At 44.5% G+C, this 15,395-nt stretch carries 17 protein-coding genes; 7 read left to right on the forward strand and 10 right to left on the reverse strand.

Annotated elements, in window-relative coordinates; translation table 11 throughout:
• Positions 1–129: 129 nt before the first annotated feature.
• Complete coding sequence (locus ACED48_RS08720) at positions 130–1,443, reverse strand: anaerobic C4-dicarboxylate transporter family protein (RefSeq protein WP_017055878.1); 1,314 nt, start codon at positions 1,441–1,443, stop codon at positions 130–132.
• 86 nt (positions 1,444–1,529) lie between these two features.
• Positions 1,530–2,981, reverse strand: a complete 1,452-nt coding sequence (gene aspA / locus ACED48_RS08725; protein WP_017055877.1) for an aspartate ammonia-lyase — start codon at positions 2,979–2,981, stop codon at positions 1,530–1,532.
• Between the two features lie 284 nt (positions 2,982–3,265).
• Here aspA and ACED48_RS08730 point away from each other — a divergent pair, with 284 nt between their 5' ends.
• The gene (locus tag ACED48_RS08730; RefSeq protein WP_017055876.1) at positions 3,266–3,790 is read left to right on the forward strand and encodes an FxsA family protein; all 525 of its coding nucleotides are present in this window, start codon (positions 3,266–3,268) and stop codon (positions 3,788–3,790) included.
• 197 nt (positions 3,791–3,987) lie between these two features.
• On the opposite strand, the gene trmL is transcribed toward ACED48_RS08730, so the two are convergent.
• The 4 genes from trmL to ACED48_RS08750 form a co-directional block, all read right to left on the reverse strand.
• Positions 3,988–4,467, reverse strand: coding sequence for a tRNA (uridine(34)/cytosine(34)/5-carboxymethylaminomethyluridine(34)-2'-O)-methyltransferase TrmL (gene trmL, locus ACED48_RS08735; RefSeq protein ID WP_017055875.1), 480 nt, complete (start codon positions 4,465–4,467; stop codon positions 3,988–3,990).
• A 77-nt stretch (positions 4,468–4,544) separates the two neighbouring features.
• Complete coding sequence (locus ACED48_RS08740; RefSeq protein ID WP_017055874.1) at positions 4,545–5,162, reverse strand: superoxide dismutase; 618 nt, start codon at positions 5,160–5,162, stop codon at positions 4,545–4,547.
• 76 nt (positions 5,163–5,238) lie between these two features.
• Positions 5,239–6,621 carry an envelope stress sensor histidine kinase CpxA gene (gene cpxA, locus ACED48_RS08745; protein ID WP_017055873.1) on the reverse strand — a complete coding sequence of 461 codons (1,383 nt, stop codon included), beginning with the start codon at positions 6,619–6,621 and terminating at the stop codon, positions 5,239–5,241.
• The gene (locus tag ACED48_RS08750) at positions 6,621–7,310 is read right to left on the reverse strand and encodes a response regulator (RefSeq protein ID WP_017055872.1); all 690 of its coding nucleotides are present in this window, start codon (positions 7,308–7,310) and stop codon (positions 6,621–6,623) included. Before ACED48_RS08750 ends, cpxA begins: the two co-directional genes overlap by 1 nt.
• 179 nt (positions 7,311–7,489) lie before the next feature.
• On the opposite strand from ACED48_RS08750, the gene ACED48_RS08755 reads away from it, so the two are divergent.
• The 3 genes from ACED48_RS08755 to pfkA all read left to right on the forward strand — a co-directional run bounded on the left by ACED48_RS08755 (position 7,490) and on the right by pfkA (position 10,349).
• A complete protein-coding gene (locus ACED48_RS08755) occupies positions 7,490–7,999 on the forward strand; it encodes a CpxP family protein (protein WP_029626914.1) in 510 nt (169 codons plus the stop codon).
• Positions 8,000–8,162: 163 nt separating this feature from the next.
• A complete protein-coding gene (fieF, locus tag ACED48_RS08760; protein WP_017055870.1) occupies positions 8,163–9,071 on the forward strand; it encodes a CDF family cation-efflux transporter FieF in 909 nt (302 codons plus the stop codon).
• A 315-nt stretch (positions 9,072–9,386) separates the two neighbouring features.
• Complete coding sequence (gene pfkA / locus ACED48_RS08765) at positions 9,387–10,349, forward strand: 6-phosphofructokinase (RefSeq protein ID WP_017055869.1); 963 nt, start codon at positions 9,387–9,389, stop codon at positions 10,347–10,349.
• 159 nt (positions 10,350–10,508) lie between these two features.
• Here the strand turns inward: pfkA and tpiA are convergent, their stop codons facing one another.
• Positions 10,509–11,279, reverse strand: a complete 771-nt coding sequence (gene tpiA, locus ACED48_RS08770; RefSeq protein ID WP_017055868.1) for a triose-phosphate isomerase — start codon at positions 11,277–11,279, stop codon at positions 10,509–10,511.
• A 249-nt stretch (positions 11,280–11,528) separates the two neighbouring features.
• Between tpiA and ACED48_RS08775 the strand changes: the two genes are divergently transcribed.
• Together ACED48_RS08775 and ACED48_RS08780 are read left to right on the forward strand one after the other, a co-directional pair.
• Complete coding sequence (locus tag ACED48_RS08775; RefSeq protein ID WP_017055867.1) at positions 11,529–11,876, forward strand: 5-carboxymethyl-2-hydroxymuconate Delta-isomerase; 348 nt, start codon at positions 11,529–11,531, stop codon at positions 11,874–11,876.
• A 50-nt stretch (positions 11,877–11,926) separates the two neighbouring features.
• Positions 11,927–12,349 carry a DUF805 domain-containing protein gene (locus tag ACED48_RS08780; RefSeq protein ID WP_029626913.1) on the forward strand — a complete coding sequence of 141 codons (423 nt, stop codon included), beginning with the start codon at positions 11,927–11,929 and terminating at the stop codon, positions 12,347–12,349.
• Positions 12,350–12,448: 99 nt separating this feature from the next.
• Here the strand turns inward: ACED48_RS08780 and ACED48_RS08785 are convergent, their stop codons facing one another.
• The 3 genes from ACED48_RS08785 to glpX all read right to left on the reverse strand — a co-directional run bounded on the left by ACED48_RS08785 (position 12,449) and on the right by glpX (position 14,741).
• Positions 12,449–12,796 (reverse strand): DUF3135 domain-containing protein, encoded by a 348-nt coding sequence (locus tag ACED48_RS08785; protein WP_017055865.1) that lies wholly within the window; start codon positions 12,794–12,796, stop codon positions 12,449–12,451.
• A 136-nt stretch (positions 12,797–12,932) separates the two neighbouring features.
• Positions 12,933–13,559, reverse strand: a complete 627-nt coding sequence (locus ACED48_RS08790) for a metalloregulator ArsR/SmtB family transcription factor (protein WP_017055864.1) — start codon at positions 13,557–13,559, stop codon at positions 12,933–12,935.
• 174 nt (positions 13,560–13,733) lie between these two features.
• Positions 13,734–14,741: a class II fructose-bisphosphatase gene (gene glpX / locus ACED48_RS08795; protein ID WP_017055863.1), complete on the reverse strand. Its 1,008-nt coding sequence runs from the start codon at positions 14,739–14,741 to the stop codon at positions 13,734–13,736.
• A 326-nt stretch (positions 14,742–15,067) separates the two neighbouring features.
• Here glpX and zapB point away from each other — a divergent pair, with 326 nt between their 5' ends.
• Positions 15,068–15,310, forward strand: coding sequence for a cell division protein ZapB (gene zapB, locus ACED48_RS08800; protein WP_009848877.1), 243 nt, complete (start codon positions 15,068–15,070; stop codon positions 15,308–15,310).
• Positions 15,311–15,395 lie beyond the last annotated feature (85 nt).

Genomic DNA, 15,395 nt, shown 5'->3' on the forward strand with positions numbered 1-15,395 from the left:
TAAATTAAATGGTTAACATTAAGTTGCGGGTATGGTGGGGGATTAGAAGAGGAAAAGAGCGATATTTTTGAGGAGAATAAAAAGAGAAGTGGTGTCACTTCTCTTTATCCAGAACGAAAGTCTATTCGATTAGATCATGACATTCGATAGCAGCAGACCAAACGCAATGCTAAATACCATACTTAGTAAGCCTGGGAGCATAAAGCTGTGGTTGAAGATGTACTTACCTATATTCGTGGTACCCGTTCGATCAAAGTCAATTGACGCGATGATAGGACCGTAGTTTGGAATAAAGAAGTAACCATTAACCGCAACGAAGGTTGCAATAATAATTGCTGGCGGAAGCCCTAAAGCAATCGCCACAGGTACAAGAACTGCCGTGGTTGCACCTTGGCTGTTTACCATTACTGATAGAGCAAATAGTGCGAATGCAAATGTCCATGGTGCAACTTCTACTAGACCCGATACCGCTTCTTTGACCATTGCAGCATGGCCACCAATGAAGGTATCGCCTAACCAAGCAATACCGAAAATAGCAACAATCGCACGCATACCGGCGTGGAATACAGAACCTTGGCTAATTGCATTTCCGTCTGGTTTACAGATTAAAATAATAAGAGCTGCAACCGTTAGCATGACGATTTCAATAGTGTGTGCCATACCCATCGGTGAGCCATCAAACTGAGGGCGAAGTGATGGGAATGCCCCCATGACAACAACCGTCAGCGCACCAAATAGGAACATACCAACTGATTTTTTCGCTTGTGGTGTGATGGTAATATTTTCAACCGCTTCCTCTTGTTCCATCTCTTTACGGAATTCAGGATCTTGCATGCGGCGTTGGTATTCAGGATCGTCTTTGAGCTCTTTACCGAGTTTGTTGACAATGACACAAGCACAAGCAAGGCCAAGGAAAGTACTTGGGATAGTGACGGAAAGAACATCAGCTAGCGTGATGCCTTGTGGTTCCAAGAAGGCAACCAAAGCGACAACCGCTGCCGCAATTGGGCTTGCAACAATCGCAAATTGTGATGCGATAACGGCCATACCTAGTGGGCGCGCTGGGCGAATACCACTACGACGGCTCACTTCGGCAATAACTGGAAGAACCGAGTAAGCAACGTGGCCAGTACCTGCCATCATTGTGAAAAAATAGGTTACTAAAGGAGCAATGAAAGTGATGTGGCGAGGGTTTTTACGCAAAATCCCAGAGGCAATCTTGATCATGTAATCCAAACCACCAGAAGCTTGCATTGCGGCTGCGGCTGCCACAACCGCCATTATCATTAACATTACGTTGATTGGTGGGCTGGTTGGTTGAATCCCGAAAATGAAACTGAGTACTGCAAGGCCAACACCGCCCATAACGCCGAGGCCTATCCCCCCGATACGAGCACCGATCAGGATACATCCCAATACGACGAATAGCTCAAGTAAAAACATGAGTGACTCCTAAAATATATAGTTATTAATAATTTTATTAAGCAAGAAAAAAGGCTCTGGAAACAGAGCCTTTCTTTGTTCATTCGTTACTCGTAGCGTTTTGCTTTGTATTGAGGGTGCATCAAGTTTTCAACAGAGAAAATATCATCAAGTTCTTCTTCGGTTAATAAACCGCGTTCTAGAACCACATTGCGAACACTCTTACCTGTTTCAGCACAGATCTTGCCAACAATGTCACCTTCGTGGTGGCCAATGTATGGGTTAAGGTAGGTTACGATTCCGATAGAGTTGAAGACGTGCGCTTCACATACTTCTTTGTTTACAGTAATGCCGTCTACGCACTTGTCGCGTAGGTTCACACATGCGTTTGTTAGAATGTCCAGAGACTCAAACATGCTTTGTGCGATTACCGGTTCCATGACGTTCAGTTGCAGTTGGCCACCTTCTGCCGCGAAAGAAACCGTGTTGTCGTTACCTAGCACTTTAAAGCAAACTTGGTTTACTACTTCAGGAACCACTGGGTTTACTTTAGCCGGCATGATTGAAGAGCCTGCTTGCAGTTCTGGTAGGTTCAGTTCGTTCAAGCCAGTGCGTGGGCCTGAAGAAAGAAGACGTAAGTCGTTACAAATCTTAGACAGTTTAACCGCTAGACGCTTAAGTGCGCCGTGCGTCATGACGTATGCGCCACAGTCAGATGTTGCTTCGATTAAGTCTTCAGCAGCGACACACTCTAGGCCCGTAACTTCTGCTAAGTGCTTCACTGCTAGGCCTTGGTAACCCGGTGCTGCATTCAGACCTGTACCGATAGCCGTAGCGCCTAGGTTTACTTCAAGCAGTAGTTTTGAAGTGTATTCTAGGTTTTTGATTTCTTCATTGATGGTTACAGCCCAAGCGTGGAACTCTTGGCCAACCGTCATTGGAACTGCATCTTGAAGTTGAGTTCGACCCATCTTCAAAATCGTGTTGAATTCTTGGCTCTTAAGCTCGAATGCACCTTTTAGGTATTCAATCGCATCAATCAGTTTACGAACGCTGTTGTAAACAGAGATACGGAAGCCCGTTGGGTAAGCACAGTTTGTAGATTGGCTGCGGTTTACATGGTCGTTCGGGTTGATGAACTCATATTGGCCCTTTTCTTTGCCCATAAGTTCCAGTGCGACGTTAGCAACCACTTCGTTCGCGTTCATGTTTACAGAAGTACCAGCACCACCTTGGAAAACGTCTGATGGGAACTGATCCATGCACTTGCCAGTGTCTAGAATAAGGTCACAAGCTTGAATGATGTATTTAGCTACTTCGCTTGGAATTACACCTAACTCTTTGTTTGCTAAAGCCGCTGCTTTCTTTGTCATCACCATACCGCGAACGAATTCAGGTACATCTGAGATCGTTACTTTTGAAATGTTGAAGTTTTCAACTGCGCGTAGAGTATGGATGCCGTAGTAAGCATCAGCGGGAACATGACGTTGGCCTAAAAGATCTTCTTCGAGACGAGTAGCGTGAGGAGCATCAACTTGTGCTTCTGATAGAGTAGCCATAACAGGATCCTTAGAGAATTATTCTGATTATATAGTTAGTTATTAGCCTATTCTGTGTGCAAATACTCCGTTCGCTAGAATATTGGGCTGATAAATCCGTCCTGACTTATGTGGCACATGATACTGTACCTAGCGCATAAAAATAGTAAGTTGATCACCTTTTTCGCTTTTGTTTAGTCAATACTTTGCAAACTTATTCCCGGTCAATAAACACGTTTATTTACCGGATAAATTTGAGGTTCATAAGGCTTTCAGCGTAAACTGGAAGTAACAAAGGAGGGCGTGTGTTTCCTATCTTACTATTACTCTTTATCTTCGTACCCATCATTGAGATTGGGCTATTTATTCAAGTTGGTGGCTTCTTAGGATTGTGGCCAACTATTGCGTTGGTTTTGATTACTGCATTTGCGGGTGCATCGCTGGTTCGTAGCCAAGGTATACAGACATTAATGTCTGTTCAAGGTCGATTACAGCAAGGTGAAATGCCAGCACAACAGATTCTTGAAGGCGTGATGCTTGCGGTTGCAGGCGTATTGCTGCTGACTCCGGGCTTTATGACGGACGCACTCGGCATGCTGGTATTGCTGCCAGCACCAAGAGCAATAATTGCCAAGAAAATGATGGAAAAAATGGTGGTTACCAATGTGTCTGGTGGTTTCCATGCGGGTGGACAGGCTGGTTTTGGCCAGAGCCCATTTGGACAAGACCCATTCAATCGCGATCCATCTGATCAATCAAAAGAAGGCAACACCTTTGAAGGTGAGTTTGAGAAGAAAGACGACGACAATGATCGTAACCGCTTAAACTAATTAATTTGGTCTCTCTTTATATTAATTTGGTCTCTCTTTATATTAATTTGGTCTCTCTTTATATAGAGGGAAAACAGAAAAGGCTCTTACCTTTATCCTTCGCAAGAAAGAGATAACGGTAAGAGCCTTTTTATTGCGTGTTAGCTATTATTGACAACAGGCAACAGACAACAGACAACAGACAAGTGAGCGTTCGGTTATACCGCGCCTTCAAAGCCCATTTGTCGCCACGCTTCAAATGCAATGATAGCAACCGCGTTAGACAGGTTTAGGCTACGCGCGTCTGGCATCATTGGGATACGAATGCGTTGATCCATTGGCATGCTTTCAATGAACTCAGAGGGCAGGCCGCGTGTTTCTGGGCCAAACATCAACACATCACCTTGTTGGAATTTCGCATCCACGTGGTGACCTGTGGTTTTGGTTGTGCAAGCAAAGATACGGAAGTCACCTTCACGTTCATTCTCTAGATACTCAAGAAAGGCTTCTAGGTTTTTGTGACGTTTAACTCGCGCTAGGTCGTGATAATCCAAACCAGCGCGGCGTACTTTTTTCTCTTCAAAATCAAAACCAAGCGGTTCAATTAAGTGTAAGTTCGCGCCACAATTAGCACATAGGCGGATGATGTTACCCGTATTGGGTGCAATTTCAGGTTCGTATAGAGCGATATCAAACATGTTGGCTCACAAGAATAATCAAAGATAGCCAGAGTATACGGTGGCAAGCTGAGTGAGTACAGTTCACCACCATTCGCTTACGCTTGATTCGTGAGTGCTTGTGCGTAGTTTTCAGCAACCGCATTCCAATTCACCACATTCCACCATGCGTTGATGTAATCAGGGCGACGGTTTTGGTAACTGATGTAGTAGGCGTGTTCCCAAACATCCAGTGCAAGAATTGGTTCCCCGTTGCTGGCGATGGTATCCATCCAAGGGTTATCTTGGTTTGAGGTCGAGATGATCTTTAGTTGTCCCTCTTCTACCACTAACCAAGCAAAGCCTGACCCGAAGGTATTGATCGCCGCTTGAGCGAACTGTTCTTGGAATGTTTCGAAATCTCCGAATGTGTTCTTGATTGCGCCGCCAAGTTCGCCAGCCGGTTCACCACCGCCGTCTTGAGACATACAGTTCCAATACAAAATATGGTTGTAGTAGCCGCCACCATTGTTGCGAACGGCAGGGCTATGCTGCGAGATATTAGCGAAGATCTCGGTCAGTGATTGCTGTTCTAGTTCACTACCAGCGATAGCATTAACAAACTTATCGTAATAGGTTTTGTGGTGCTTGCTGTAATGCACTTCCATCGTTTTAGCATCAATGTAAGGTTCTAGAGCATCGTAAGCGTAGGGTAGAGCAGGAAAAGTGTGCAACATGGTAAATCCTCCGTAATTAGAGGATTTACCATAATGATAATAGAAATCATTATCAACTGCGATCTTTGTGGGGGTATTACACCGGTAAGATAGGTAGAGTGATTTCGAGTTGTAATCCACCTAACTGGCTGCGGCTGGCGGTAATGGTTCCGCTGTGTTGGCGAATTGCACTTTCAGTAATGGTTAACCCAAGTCCTGTACCGCCAGAGTTACGATCACGGGCGGTTGAAACACGATAGAAAGGCCTGAAAATAGAATCTAACTCATCTTCAGGCACGCCATCGCCATTATCGTTCACACAAATTGTGAGTAGATCTTGTTGAACACTGAATTGCACATCGACGCGGTCCTTACCGTAATAGATTGCGTTACGTGTAATATTGTCTAACGCACTCATCAATAGCTTGGGGTTACCTGAGATAGAACGCTCTGGGATCTCCGAAAACGTCAGCTGTTTCCCCATCTGTTCGGCTTCAAACTGTGCGTCTTTTATAATTTCTTCCCATAAGCTCGAGATGGGCTGAACCTCACGAGTAATATGGCTGTTGACCTGCATACGAGATAACGTCAGTAGTTCACTGATCATCTGTTCTAAACGTTGCGCTTCGGTATCGATACGCTCGAGTTCTTGGCTCTCACCTTGTTTACGAATCGCCAATGCATTTGCCATGCGTAGGCGGGTCAGTGGTGAGCGGAGCTCGTGTGAGATATCAGAGAGCAGACGCTGTTGCCCTGAGATCATCTGGTTCACCGCTTCGACCATTTGGTTAAAGCTTTCACCAGCTTGTCTGAATTCTGAGGTGCCTTTTTCTAATTGAGGGTCGACCTCAAATTGTCCTCTCGCTACACGTTTTGCGGCGCGTTCTAGTCTGCGAGCAGGTTGACTCAATGCCCAAGCTAACCAAAGTAATAGCGGGGTACTCGCTAACATGACGGCAAGTAAAAGTTGTAGAGGTCTATCAAATAGGCGTAACAAGAACGGCGGTGGCTGATCCCACTTAACTCCGATATACATCATCAGGTCCTCACCGGCAAGTGCGACTGGTATTGGGCCTGCTACCATGTAATGTCCATACAGCTTTTGTTTTGGCACTTTAGGGTTATCAATTGTCGTCACGAAGTTACGAATGGCTTTTACTTTGTAATCTGAATGCTTTTTAGTTGTTAACACCGAGCCTTCAAGATCGGTTAAGTAGATGCGAGGGCGTGTGTCTTTCCGGCTGCGTGGTGGGCCTTCCAATTGGAAGACAATCTTGCCCAAGTTATTTTCTTTGGCGAATCGCTTTTCGATACTTTTTGCAATACGGCTAAGTTTCGTGAAGTGTTCTTCAGGGACATCACGCGCAACTCTAGGGTCTAAATGGGGAAGCGATAGGACCGATAAAAGCACCAATAACATGGTGAACCAAAAGATAGCAAAGATACGCCCATATAAGCTGGTGATTTTAGGTATGCGCATTAATCTTCCTCTATCAATAAATAGCCACGGCCGCGTAAAGTTTTGATACGAGATTTACCGTCGTGGCGCTCTGGAATCTTCTTACGTAGATTAGAGATATGCATATCAATCGCGCGATCAAAAGCGGCGAGTCTTTTACCCAATACATCTAAGCTCAAGGCTTCTTTGGTGATCACTTGCCCCGGATTCTGGATTAAATGGCTAAGTAAGACGAACTCTGTGGTTGTAAGGTCGATGATTTGACCATTGCAGTAGGCTTCTTGTTTGCCTGGGAAGATCTCGATGTCTTGGTATTGAATGGTGTCACTGGCTGTCTTAGGCGCGGTGTTGGTTTGTGTTCGGCGCAGAATGGCTCGAATACGCGCGAGCAGCTCTCGGTCACTGAATGGTTTTGGTAAATAATCATCAGCTCCAAGTTCAAGGCCAATCACACGATCGATCTCTTCGCCTTTTGCGGTCAGCATCAGCACGGGTGTTTCCCAATTTTCTCTCAGCTTCTTTAGTGTTTCCATACCATTAAGGCGTGGCATCATTACATCCAAAAGAATTAGATCAATCTCCTCATTGATAGCCTCAAGCCCCGTATAGCCATCATTGGCTTCGGAAACTGTAAAGCCCTCAAAGCTCAGAATATCTTTAAGTAAACAGGTTAATTCGGTGTCGTCATCAATCAGAAGAATGTTCGCCATCAGGGAGCCTTAATCGGTTAGTTAGGTTAATAATACTGCTAATTATTCGCCAGCTTTCACTCTTTACGATTCTTTACGCTTTCTAAACGTCACTTTACGAGGGAGGAACTAATCTATATCTAAGCGCTAAAAAACAGACGTAACACATAACTTAATTATACCGAATTGAGGCAAAGATTATGAAAATGACTAAGAAACTTGTACTAGTAGCGGCGGTACTTCCACTTATGTTCGGTGCAACTACTGCGTATGCATACGGTGGCATCGATAAAGGCGACCACAAAGGCATGCACGGTAAATGCGGCGGCTTCGATAAGAAAGTGATGCGCCAACTCGATCTCACTGACGCACAAAAAACAGAATTGAAAGAGATGCGAGAAGCAAATCGTGCAGAGATGAAAGCAAAACGCGTTGGCAACAAAGCCGATAGAGTGGCGCAAATGAAAGCGCACCACGAAAAAGTTCAAGCCTTGGTATTGGCTGACAACTTCGATGAAGCTGCAGCGAACGACTTAGCAAGCGAAATGGTTGGAAAGCAAACTGAGCGTCGCGTGGTAATGCTGAAGAAGCAACACGAAATGATGAGTGTGCTAACGGCTGAGCAAAAAACGCAACTGAAAGAAATCCAACAAGAGCGCATGACTAAGTGTGCTGACAAAATGGAAAAACGCATGAATAAAAACAAGTAATTCATGGCTTGAAAAAGCCGGATTGAATGAAAGTATTGAGAAAGAAGCGGCCAAGTGTCGCTTTTTTGATCCCTAAAAATGAATGTTTTACATCCTAGCTGTCATATTCAATTGATTGTTTGCAGGTTATACTTTGTGCTATCAGTCACTTTATAGCCAAATTATGAAACAAGAATACGCACGTTTAGTTACGCTCGCCGCTTGGGCAGCCACCACCATCGCTACTGTTTTATTGATAGTGAAAGTCGCAGCGTGGTGGGTGACAGGTTCAGTGAGTCTGTTGGCTTCGGTGGTGGATTCGATGCTGGATATCGCCGCTTCTGTCGTCAATCTTATTGTGGTTCGTTACTCTCTACAGCCCGCTGACAAAGAACATACCTTTGGTCATGGTAAAGCAGAATCTCTTGCCGCATTAGCACAAGCGATGTTTATTTCGGGCTCGGCCTGCTTCCTTATTCTTAATGGTATTGAACGCTTTTTTAGGCCACACGAATTGAATTCCCCGGAAATCGGTATCTATGTCAGCTTGTTCGCAATAGTGATGACCTACGGTTTAGTCAGATTTCAAAAGCACGTGGTGAAAAAAACTGGTAGCCAAGCTATTGCAGCCGATTCACTGCACTATCAGTCTGATCTCTACATGAATGCGGCCATTATGTTGGCGCTGGCATTGAGCTGGTTTGGTATTGGGCAAGCGGATTCGGTGTTCGCGATTGGTATCGGTATCTACATTCTTTATAGTGCTTATCAAATGGCGATGGAAGCCATTCAATCTTTACTGGATAGGAAGCTGCCCGATGAAGAACTGGAACAGATAAAAGAAACATCGTTGAGTGTGGAAGGCGTACTCGGTGTGCACCAGCTAAGAACGCGCCGTTCAGGGCCGATTCGATTCATTCAATTGCATTTAGAGCTTGAAGATAATATCCCACTTATTGAAGCGCATCGCATTTCTGACGAAGTAGAGGATAAGCTTATCTCCGTGTTTCCTGATGCTGATGTATTAATTCATCAAGACCCATATTCGGTCGTATTTGGCCCCGAGAAGCAGCAGAAATTTCATTCTTGGTAATAGACCGGAAAAATAGAGAGCAAATGGTAAGTGTGTGGCTTTTGAACTAAAGTGAGTAAAAATTGCTAATTCTTTGGTGATACAAAAACCACCGCATAACAATTAATGTTGATTCTGATGTGAATCAACAAAGTTATTGGTTAAAACTGTAATACTCTTACAGAAGTAGAAATGTTACATAAATTTACGCGATTTAAGTGCTATTCCTATTGAGGAAATGTAACATAAAGCACAAATATAGATTTAAAATCTTGTTGATATACGATCAGCAAGCAAAAGAATTGAATAATAGATTCCCAAAAATCGAGGGTGAGCATGATTAAGAAGATCGGTGTTTTGACCAGTGGTGGTGACGCTCCAGGCATGAACGCAGCAATTCGCGGTGTAGTTCGTACCGCGCTATCAGTTGGCATTGAAGTTTACGGCATTCACGATGGCTACCAAGGCCTTGTTGAAGACCGTATCGAAAAGCTTGACCGTTCAAGCGTATCTGACGTAATCAACCGTGGCGGAACTTTCCTTGGTTCTGCACGTTTCCCTGAATTCAAAGATGTTAAAGTTCGCGAGAAAGGCATCGAGAACCTTAAGAAGCACGGTATCGAAGCACTGGTTGTTATTGGTGGCGATGGCTCTTATATGGGAGCTAAAAAACTGACTGAAATGGGTTACCCATGTATCGGTCTTCCAGGTACTATCGATAATGATATCGCAGGCACTGATTACACTGTTGGCTACCTAACTGCGCTTAACACGGTTATCGATTCAATCGACCGTCTGCGAGACACTTCTTCTTCCCACCAACGTATCTCTATTGTCGAGATTATGGGCCGTCACTGTGGTGACCTTACGCTTATGTCTGCGATCGCGGGTGGTTGTGAGTACATTATTACGCCTGAGACTGGTCTCAATAAAGATCAATTAATTAGCAACATTCAAGATGGCATTGCTAAAGGTAAGAAGCACGCAATCATCGCTCTAACCGAGCTAATGATGGATGCGAACGAGCTAGCGAAGGAGATCGAAACGGCAACAGGTCGTGAGACTCGTGCAACGGTTCTTGGCCATATACAGCGTGGTGGTCGTCCTACTGCATTTGACCGTGTACTGGCTTCTCGTATGGGCAACTACGCTGTTCACCTTCTTCAAGAAGGTCACGGTGGCCGTTGTGTTGGTATCGAGAAAGAAGAACTTGTTCACCATGACATCATCGATTGTATCGAGAATATGCAGAACCCCGACCGTTCTGAGCTGTTCCGCGTAGCCGAAGAGTTGTTCTAAGTACGCTTAGCGTTAACTTAAAGATTTTAAAAACCGCTGATTTATTAGCGGTTTTTTTGTGCCTGTCATTTGAGTTTGAAGCTTGAACCCCAAACGATAGGCAATAAAAAAGGCCAACCTAAGTTGACCTTGCATTTAATCTAAACGGTGAAGTTTAAATTAAGCTTTTGCTTCCGCTGCTGCTTTAGCGATAGCTGCGAAGCTTTTCGCGTCTAGAGCTGCGCCGCCAACTAGAGCACCATCGATGTCTGGTTGCGCGAAGTAAGCTGCTGCGTTGTCTGGTTTAACAGAACCACCGTATTGGATTACAACTTTCTTAGCAACGTCTTCAGATTTCTCTGCGATGTGTGCACGGATTTGAGCGTGGATGCGTTGTGCATCTTCAGCTGTAGCTGCTTTACCAGTACCGATAGCCCAGATTGGTTCGTAAGCGATGATAGCGCCTTCAAGAGCTTCAACACCTTGAGTGTTGATAACAGCGTCAAGTTGACGAGCACATACAGCAACCGTTTCGCCTGCTTCGTTTTGTGCTTCAGATTCACCGATACAAAGAACTGGAGTTAGGCCGTTCTCTTTTAGGAATGCGAATTTCTTAGCTACAAATTCGTCTGATTCGTTGTGGTATTCACGGCGCTCAGAGTGACCGATGATGATGTGAGATGCGCCGAACTCTTTAAGCATCGCTGGAGACATGTCGCCAGTGAATGCACCGCTGTTGTTTAGGTCAGAGTTTTGAGCACCTAGGATGATCGCGCTGCCCGCTTCAGTAAGCGTACGCTCTGCTAGATCAACGAAAAGTGCTGGTGGAGCAACTGCTACGTCTACGCCTGTTACGCCTTCAAGTTCAGCGTTAAGACCGTTTAGTAGATCAACAACCATTTCTTTGCTGCCGTTTAGTTTCCAGTTACCCATAACTACAGGATGACGCATAGGAATATCTCCAAAGTATTTAAATAAATCGAATGTAAAAAAGTAAACTTTATTACGAAATAATATAACAGATTAATATCAACAGATCATGACTGTGGTCATGACTTTCTTGGATCTTACTCAATGGTAAGAGTAGATTTTGAGCATATATCAGTGATCCGGCAGACAGAATAATAGCTAACTTCTCGGATTTTTCACCGTTAGTTGCTATTAAGAGACAAACGATTGCGTTAACAATAGGAAGTAATAATGCCGAATCTAGTTTTAGAGTACTCAAATTCAGTGGACGAGCGAGTGAATATCCAAGGTTTACTAGAAGATCTTCATCAAGTTGCATTAAACTGTGGCTTGTTTGATGTGCCTTCTGTGAAGTCGCGTTCACTGCGTTGTCATAACTGGCTAGTCGGTGACGAAGAGGACAGTGTGGATTTTATTCACATCAGCTTCGAGTTACTTTCAGGACGTACCGAAGGACAGAAAAGAGAGTTGTCACGTTTGCTAATGCAAGCCCTACAAGAACAGGCAAGCCATATCCGTAGCCTTACGGTGAACATTAGAGATATGGATAAAGATTGCTTTCAGAAAGTGATTAACTAACTATTTGCTGCTAACTTTTTGGTAGCGTATTAATTTTTGAGTATTTTAAGATGTCGATGAAAGATTTACTGCTCTCTTTCAAGGGGAGAATTGGTCGTAAGACTTATTGGATGTGGAATATTTTCTATTATGTGGCGATTACTGGTTTTGCTTCCGGTATCTCGGTTTTGTTCCCCGCATACACTTATATCCTGCTGCCAATCTTCTTACTGCTGCTGGTTATTCCAGATCTTGCGGTAACGGCTAAGCGTTGGCATGACCGTAATAAGTCGAACTATTGGCTATTGTTAATTGTGCCTCTCGTTCTGGGACGTTTAGCCTCGCCAATGGCAGCAACCACGACAGAGTCGGTATCGCCAATTCATATGGTGGCTACCGCTGCAGCATTAGTGTGTGGGTTATGGATTTTGATTGAATGTGGATTGCTTAAGGGAACTGAAGGTCGTAATGATTACGGTGAAGATCCAGTATAATAATTGAATGAATATAAGAAGGGAGCATTATGCTCCCTTTTTTTTGTTTTTGGTCTCTAATATTTTGTTACTGATGCTTGGGCGCTGGAGTAACGATTTTTAATACATTTTTGGCTCTGTGTTCGGCCTAAAAGGAACCACATTTTCAGATTTAGGCTCTTCAAAACCACAGCGGCCTTGAAGCGCATCTTGAAATTTACAGACCTGACAGCGTAGCTCTTGCATCAGTACAACATTGGTATGGTGAGGGTTTTTGCAGCGGCTAACGACTAAATCGATGTGACTTTGCTGAGCTCGAAGCCTGTTTTGCATCACTTGAGAGGCAGAACAGATCATTTGCTCACACATCTCGTGTTTGAATTGATTGAATGCTTTAGGATCGCTTTTCGCGAGTTGGACCAGTTCATCAAAGGGTGGCAGTTCTTGGTCGGGCTGTGGATGTGCCATCATTCCTTCCTTAGCATTAAGTATGTTTCATATGCTTTAAGCTTAAGAAAGAATTCTGTACAAATTTTGTTCTATTGTGGTTTTCTCAATATTGAGACGAGACCAGTGATTTGGCGCGAAGCTTAAGCACTGAGCATTACGATGAAGGTGTGGGTGTTAGGGTGTAAGTGCAACGTCGCTCGCCAGCAATAATGTGTTCAGTACGGCTTACATGGCACTCGTCTTTGAGCAGTTCGGTGAAAACATTGAGTTCTGACTGGCATAAGCTAGGGCAACGAGTCGCAGCCTTACATATAGGGCAGTGGTTCTCTATCAAGATGTAATGATCGTCATGCTCTTGAAGCTCTGCCATGTAACCTTCTTCTTCACGAAGTTGAGTGAGCTTTTCAAGTTTACTGATCAGGTTATCACAGCCAGATATAGCGGTTTGATACTGCTTTAAAGTGTGTTGTTCACGCTCGGCAGCAACCTTAGCTAGCCCCTCTTGGCCAAATAGGTTCTCTACGGCATCAATCACTTGAATCGTCAGCTCACCGTGTCGGTCTGAGAATTGGCTATGGCCTTGTTGAGTCAGTGACCAATGGCGGGTAGGACGTCCCACTTTTACTTTAACGTCATGAAACGCAAGAATACCGTCATCTTCCAGGCTTTGCAGATGTTGCCTTGCCCCCATTGTCGTCATGTCAAATTCTTCTGACAGTTGCTTCGCGGTTACCGCTCCTTGGCGCTTAATGGTTTGTAAGATTTTGTCGCTTGTTTTCATATTATCCCTACCTCATGAACCTTACTATTATGAGGCAAGGTGTTTATAAAGCAAACCATTTACTATATTGGCCGCCGTTCACGCTATTGCTAGCATATGGTGTGTTTGTCACTGGCCAATAAAACAAAAGGCTGATACGTGGTATCAGCCTTTGTTGTTCTGTTTACCTTAGGTTTACAGGATGTGATCGATTACTTCAGGGTCTTTACGTTCTAAGTAGTGAATTGATTTGATGCGACGAATCGTACGGCAGCGACCACGTATAAGTAGTGTTTCTGTGGTTGCGATATTACCCGTACGAGTAATGCCTTCTAGCAAATCACCTTTGGTGATGCCGGTTGCTGAGAATACTACGTTGTCGCTGCGCGCCATGTCTTCCATCTTCAACACTATACCCGCTGTTACGCCCATTTCTGCGCAACGTTCTAGCTCAAGCTCACCGTGCTTACGGTTTTCTGCGGTATCGCCTTTCACCTCGTGACGAGGGAGAAGACGACCGTGCATGTCACCATCTAGTGCGCGAATAACCGCCGCAGAAACGACACCTTCAGGTGCGCCACCGATGCAGTACATGACGTCTACTTCGCTGTCTGGCATACAAGTGAGGATAGAAGCAGCAACATCACCGTCTGGCACTGCGAATACGCGAACGCCCATTGCTTGCATGTCGGCGATGACTTGATCGTGACGTGGCTTAGCCAGTGTCGTTACAACTAATGTATCCAGCGTTTTACCCAGCGCTTTCGCTACGTTTTCTAGGTTTTCTTTTAGTGGTCGTGCTAGGTCAATCACGCCTTTAGCGCCAGGGCCTACAACTAACTTTTCCATGTACATATCAGGCGCTTTAAGAAAGCTGCCTTTTTCGCCTGCCGCCAATACAGCCAATGCGTTTGATTGGCCCATTGCTGTCATGCGTGTTCCTTCAATTGGGTCAACGGCAATGTCGACAGCATCACCGCCCACACCTACTTGCTCCCCGATGTAGAGCATAGGTGCATCATCAATTTCACCTTCACCAATAACAATCTCACCGCTGATTTCGGTTTTGTTTAGTAGACTACGCATTACTTCTACAGCAGCGCCATCAGCAGCGTTTTTATCGCCACGGCCAAGCCATTTGTAACCAGCTAGTGCTGCACCTTCAGTGACACGAGAGAATGACATTGCTAAATCGCGTTTCATGCGAACTCCAAAACTTTTAAAGGGGGAGGGAAGATAAATTTTGCGGCGGATTTTACCATATCCAAAAGGAAACGTTTGCCTTTTTGTTTTTGGGGATTGCTCTCGATCAATTTGCAGTAGAAAACAATAAATCTTTATCAAAATAATCAGCCTGTGGATGTGGAGATAATCATTCGCGTCAATATTCGGTAAAAAGCGCTGTTTTTTTCATCGAATGGTGCAAATTATCGAATATATTGAGTGTTTATCCTTGCTCTGCTGAGTAGAATGGGGAAATAAGTGGAGTGAACCTTCACCATTAAATGGATAACTAAAGGTAGGCCAGAATGTCTTTTGAAGTACTAGAGCAGCTAGAAGCAAAAATTCAAACAGCAGTAGATACAATTGCACTTCTTCAAATGGAAGTGGAAGAGCTTAAAGAAGAGAAACAAGCACTAGCGACAGAAGCTGGTGAGCTAAAAGCAAGCCGTCACGAGCTAGAGCAAAAAACTCAGCAAATGCAGGAAGAGCATTCAGCATGGCAAGATCGCATCCGTAACCTTCTAGGTAAAATGGATGACGTTGAGTAATTGACTCTTCAGATTAAAAAAACGCCCGCTACTGAGTAGTGGGCGTTTTCGTTCGTTGTTCTAATTGGCTGGAGCTTTGTTCGAG

This window comes from Vibrio sp. 5S239 (genome assembly GCF_041439575.1).
Lineage (GTDB): Bacteria > Pseudomonadota > Gammaproteobacteria > Enterobacterales > Vibrionaceae > Vibrio > Vibrio kanaloae.

What these genes read in the sequence shown, in the direction of transcription:
- ACED48_RS08720 (WP_017055878.1), bottom strand. Translation starts at nt 1,443, where the DNA reads ATGTTTTTACTTGAGCTATTCGTCGTATTGGGATGTATCCTGATCGGT.
- tpiA (WP_017055868.1), bottom strand. Translation starts at nt 11,279, where the DNA reads ATGCGTCATCCTGTAGTTATGGGTAACTGGAAACTAAACGGCAGCAAA.
- ACED48_RS08785 (WP_017055865.1), bottom strand. Translation starts at nt 12,796, where the DNA reads ATGGCACATCCACAGCCCGACCAAGAACTGCCACCCTTTGATGAACTG.
- glpX (WP_017055863.1), bottom strand. Translation starts at nt 14,741, where the DNA reads ATGAAACGCGATTTAGCAATGTCATTCTCTCGTGTCACTGAAGGTGCA.
- aspA (WP_017055877.1), bottom strand. Translation starts at nt 2,981, where the DNA reads ATGGCTACTCTATCAGAAGCACAAGTTGATGCTCCTCACGCTACTCGT.
- zapB (WP_009848877.1), top strand. Translation starts at nt 15,068, where the DNA reads ATGTCTTTTGAAGTACTAGAGCAGCTAGAAGCAAAAATTCAAACAGCA.
- ACED48_RS08740 (WP_017055874.1), bottom strand. Translation starts at nt 5,162, where the DNA reads ATGTTGCACACTTTTCCTGCTCTACCCTACGCTTACGATGCTCTAGAA.
- cpxA (WP_017055873.1), bottom strand. Translation starts at nt 6,621, where the DNA reads ATGCGCATACCTAAAATCACCAGCTTATATGGGCGTATCTTTGCTATC.
- ACED48_RS08755 (WP_029626914.1), top strand. Translation starts at nt 7,490, where the DNA reads ATGAAAATGACTAAGAAACTTGTACTAGTAGCGGCGGTACTTCCACTT.
- ACED48_RS08790 (WP_017055864.1), bottom strand. Translation starts at nt 13,559, where the DNA reads ATGAAAACAAGCGACAAAATCTTACAAACCATTAAGCGCCAAGGAGCG.
- ACED48_RS08780 (WP_029626913.1), top strand. Translation starts at nt 11,927, where the DNA reads ATGTCGATGAAAGATTTACTGCTCTCTTTCAAGGGGAGAATTGGTCGT.
- pfkA (WP_017055869.1), top strand. Translation starts at nt 9,387, where the DNA reads ATGATTAAGAAGATCGGTGTTTTGACCAGTGGTGGTGACGCTCCAGGC.
- fieF (WP_017055870.1), top strand. Translation starts at nt 8,163, where the DNA reads ATGAAACAAGAATACGCACGTTTAGTTACGCTCGCCGCTTGGGCAGCC.
- ACED48_RS08775 (WP_017055867.1), top strand. Translation starts at nt 11,529, where the DNA reads ATGCCGAATCTAGTTTTAGAGTACTCAAATTCAGTGGACGAGCGAGTG.
- trmL (WP_017055875.1), bottom strand. Translation starts at nt 4,467, where the DNA reads ATGTTTGATATCGCTCTATACGAACCTGAAATTGCACCCAATACGGGT.
- ACED48_RS08750 (WP_017055872.1), bottom strand. Translation starts at nt 7,310, where the DNA reads ATGGCGAACATTCTTCTGATTGATGACGACACCGAATTAACCTGTTTA.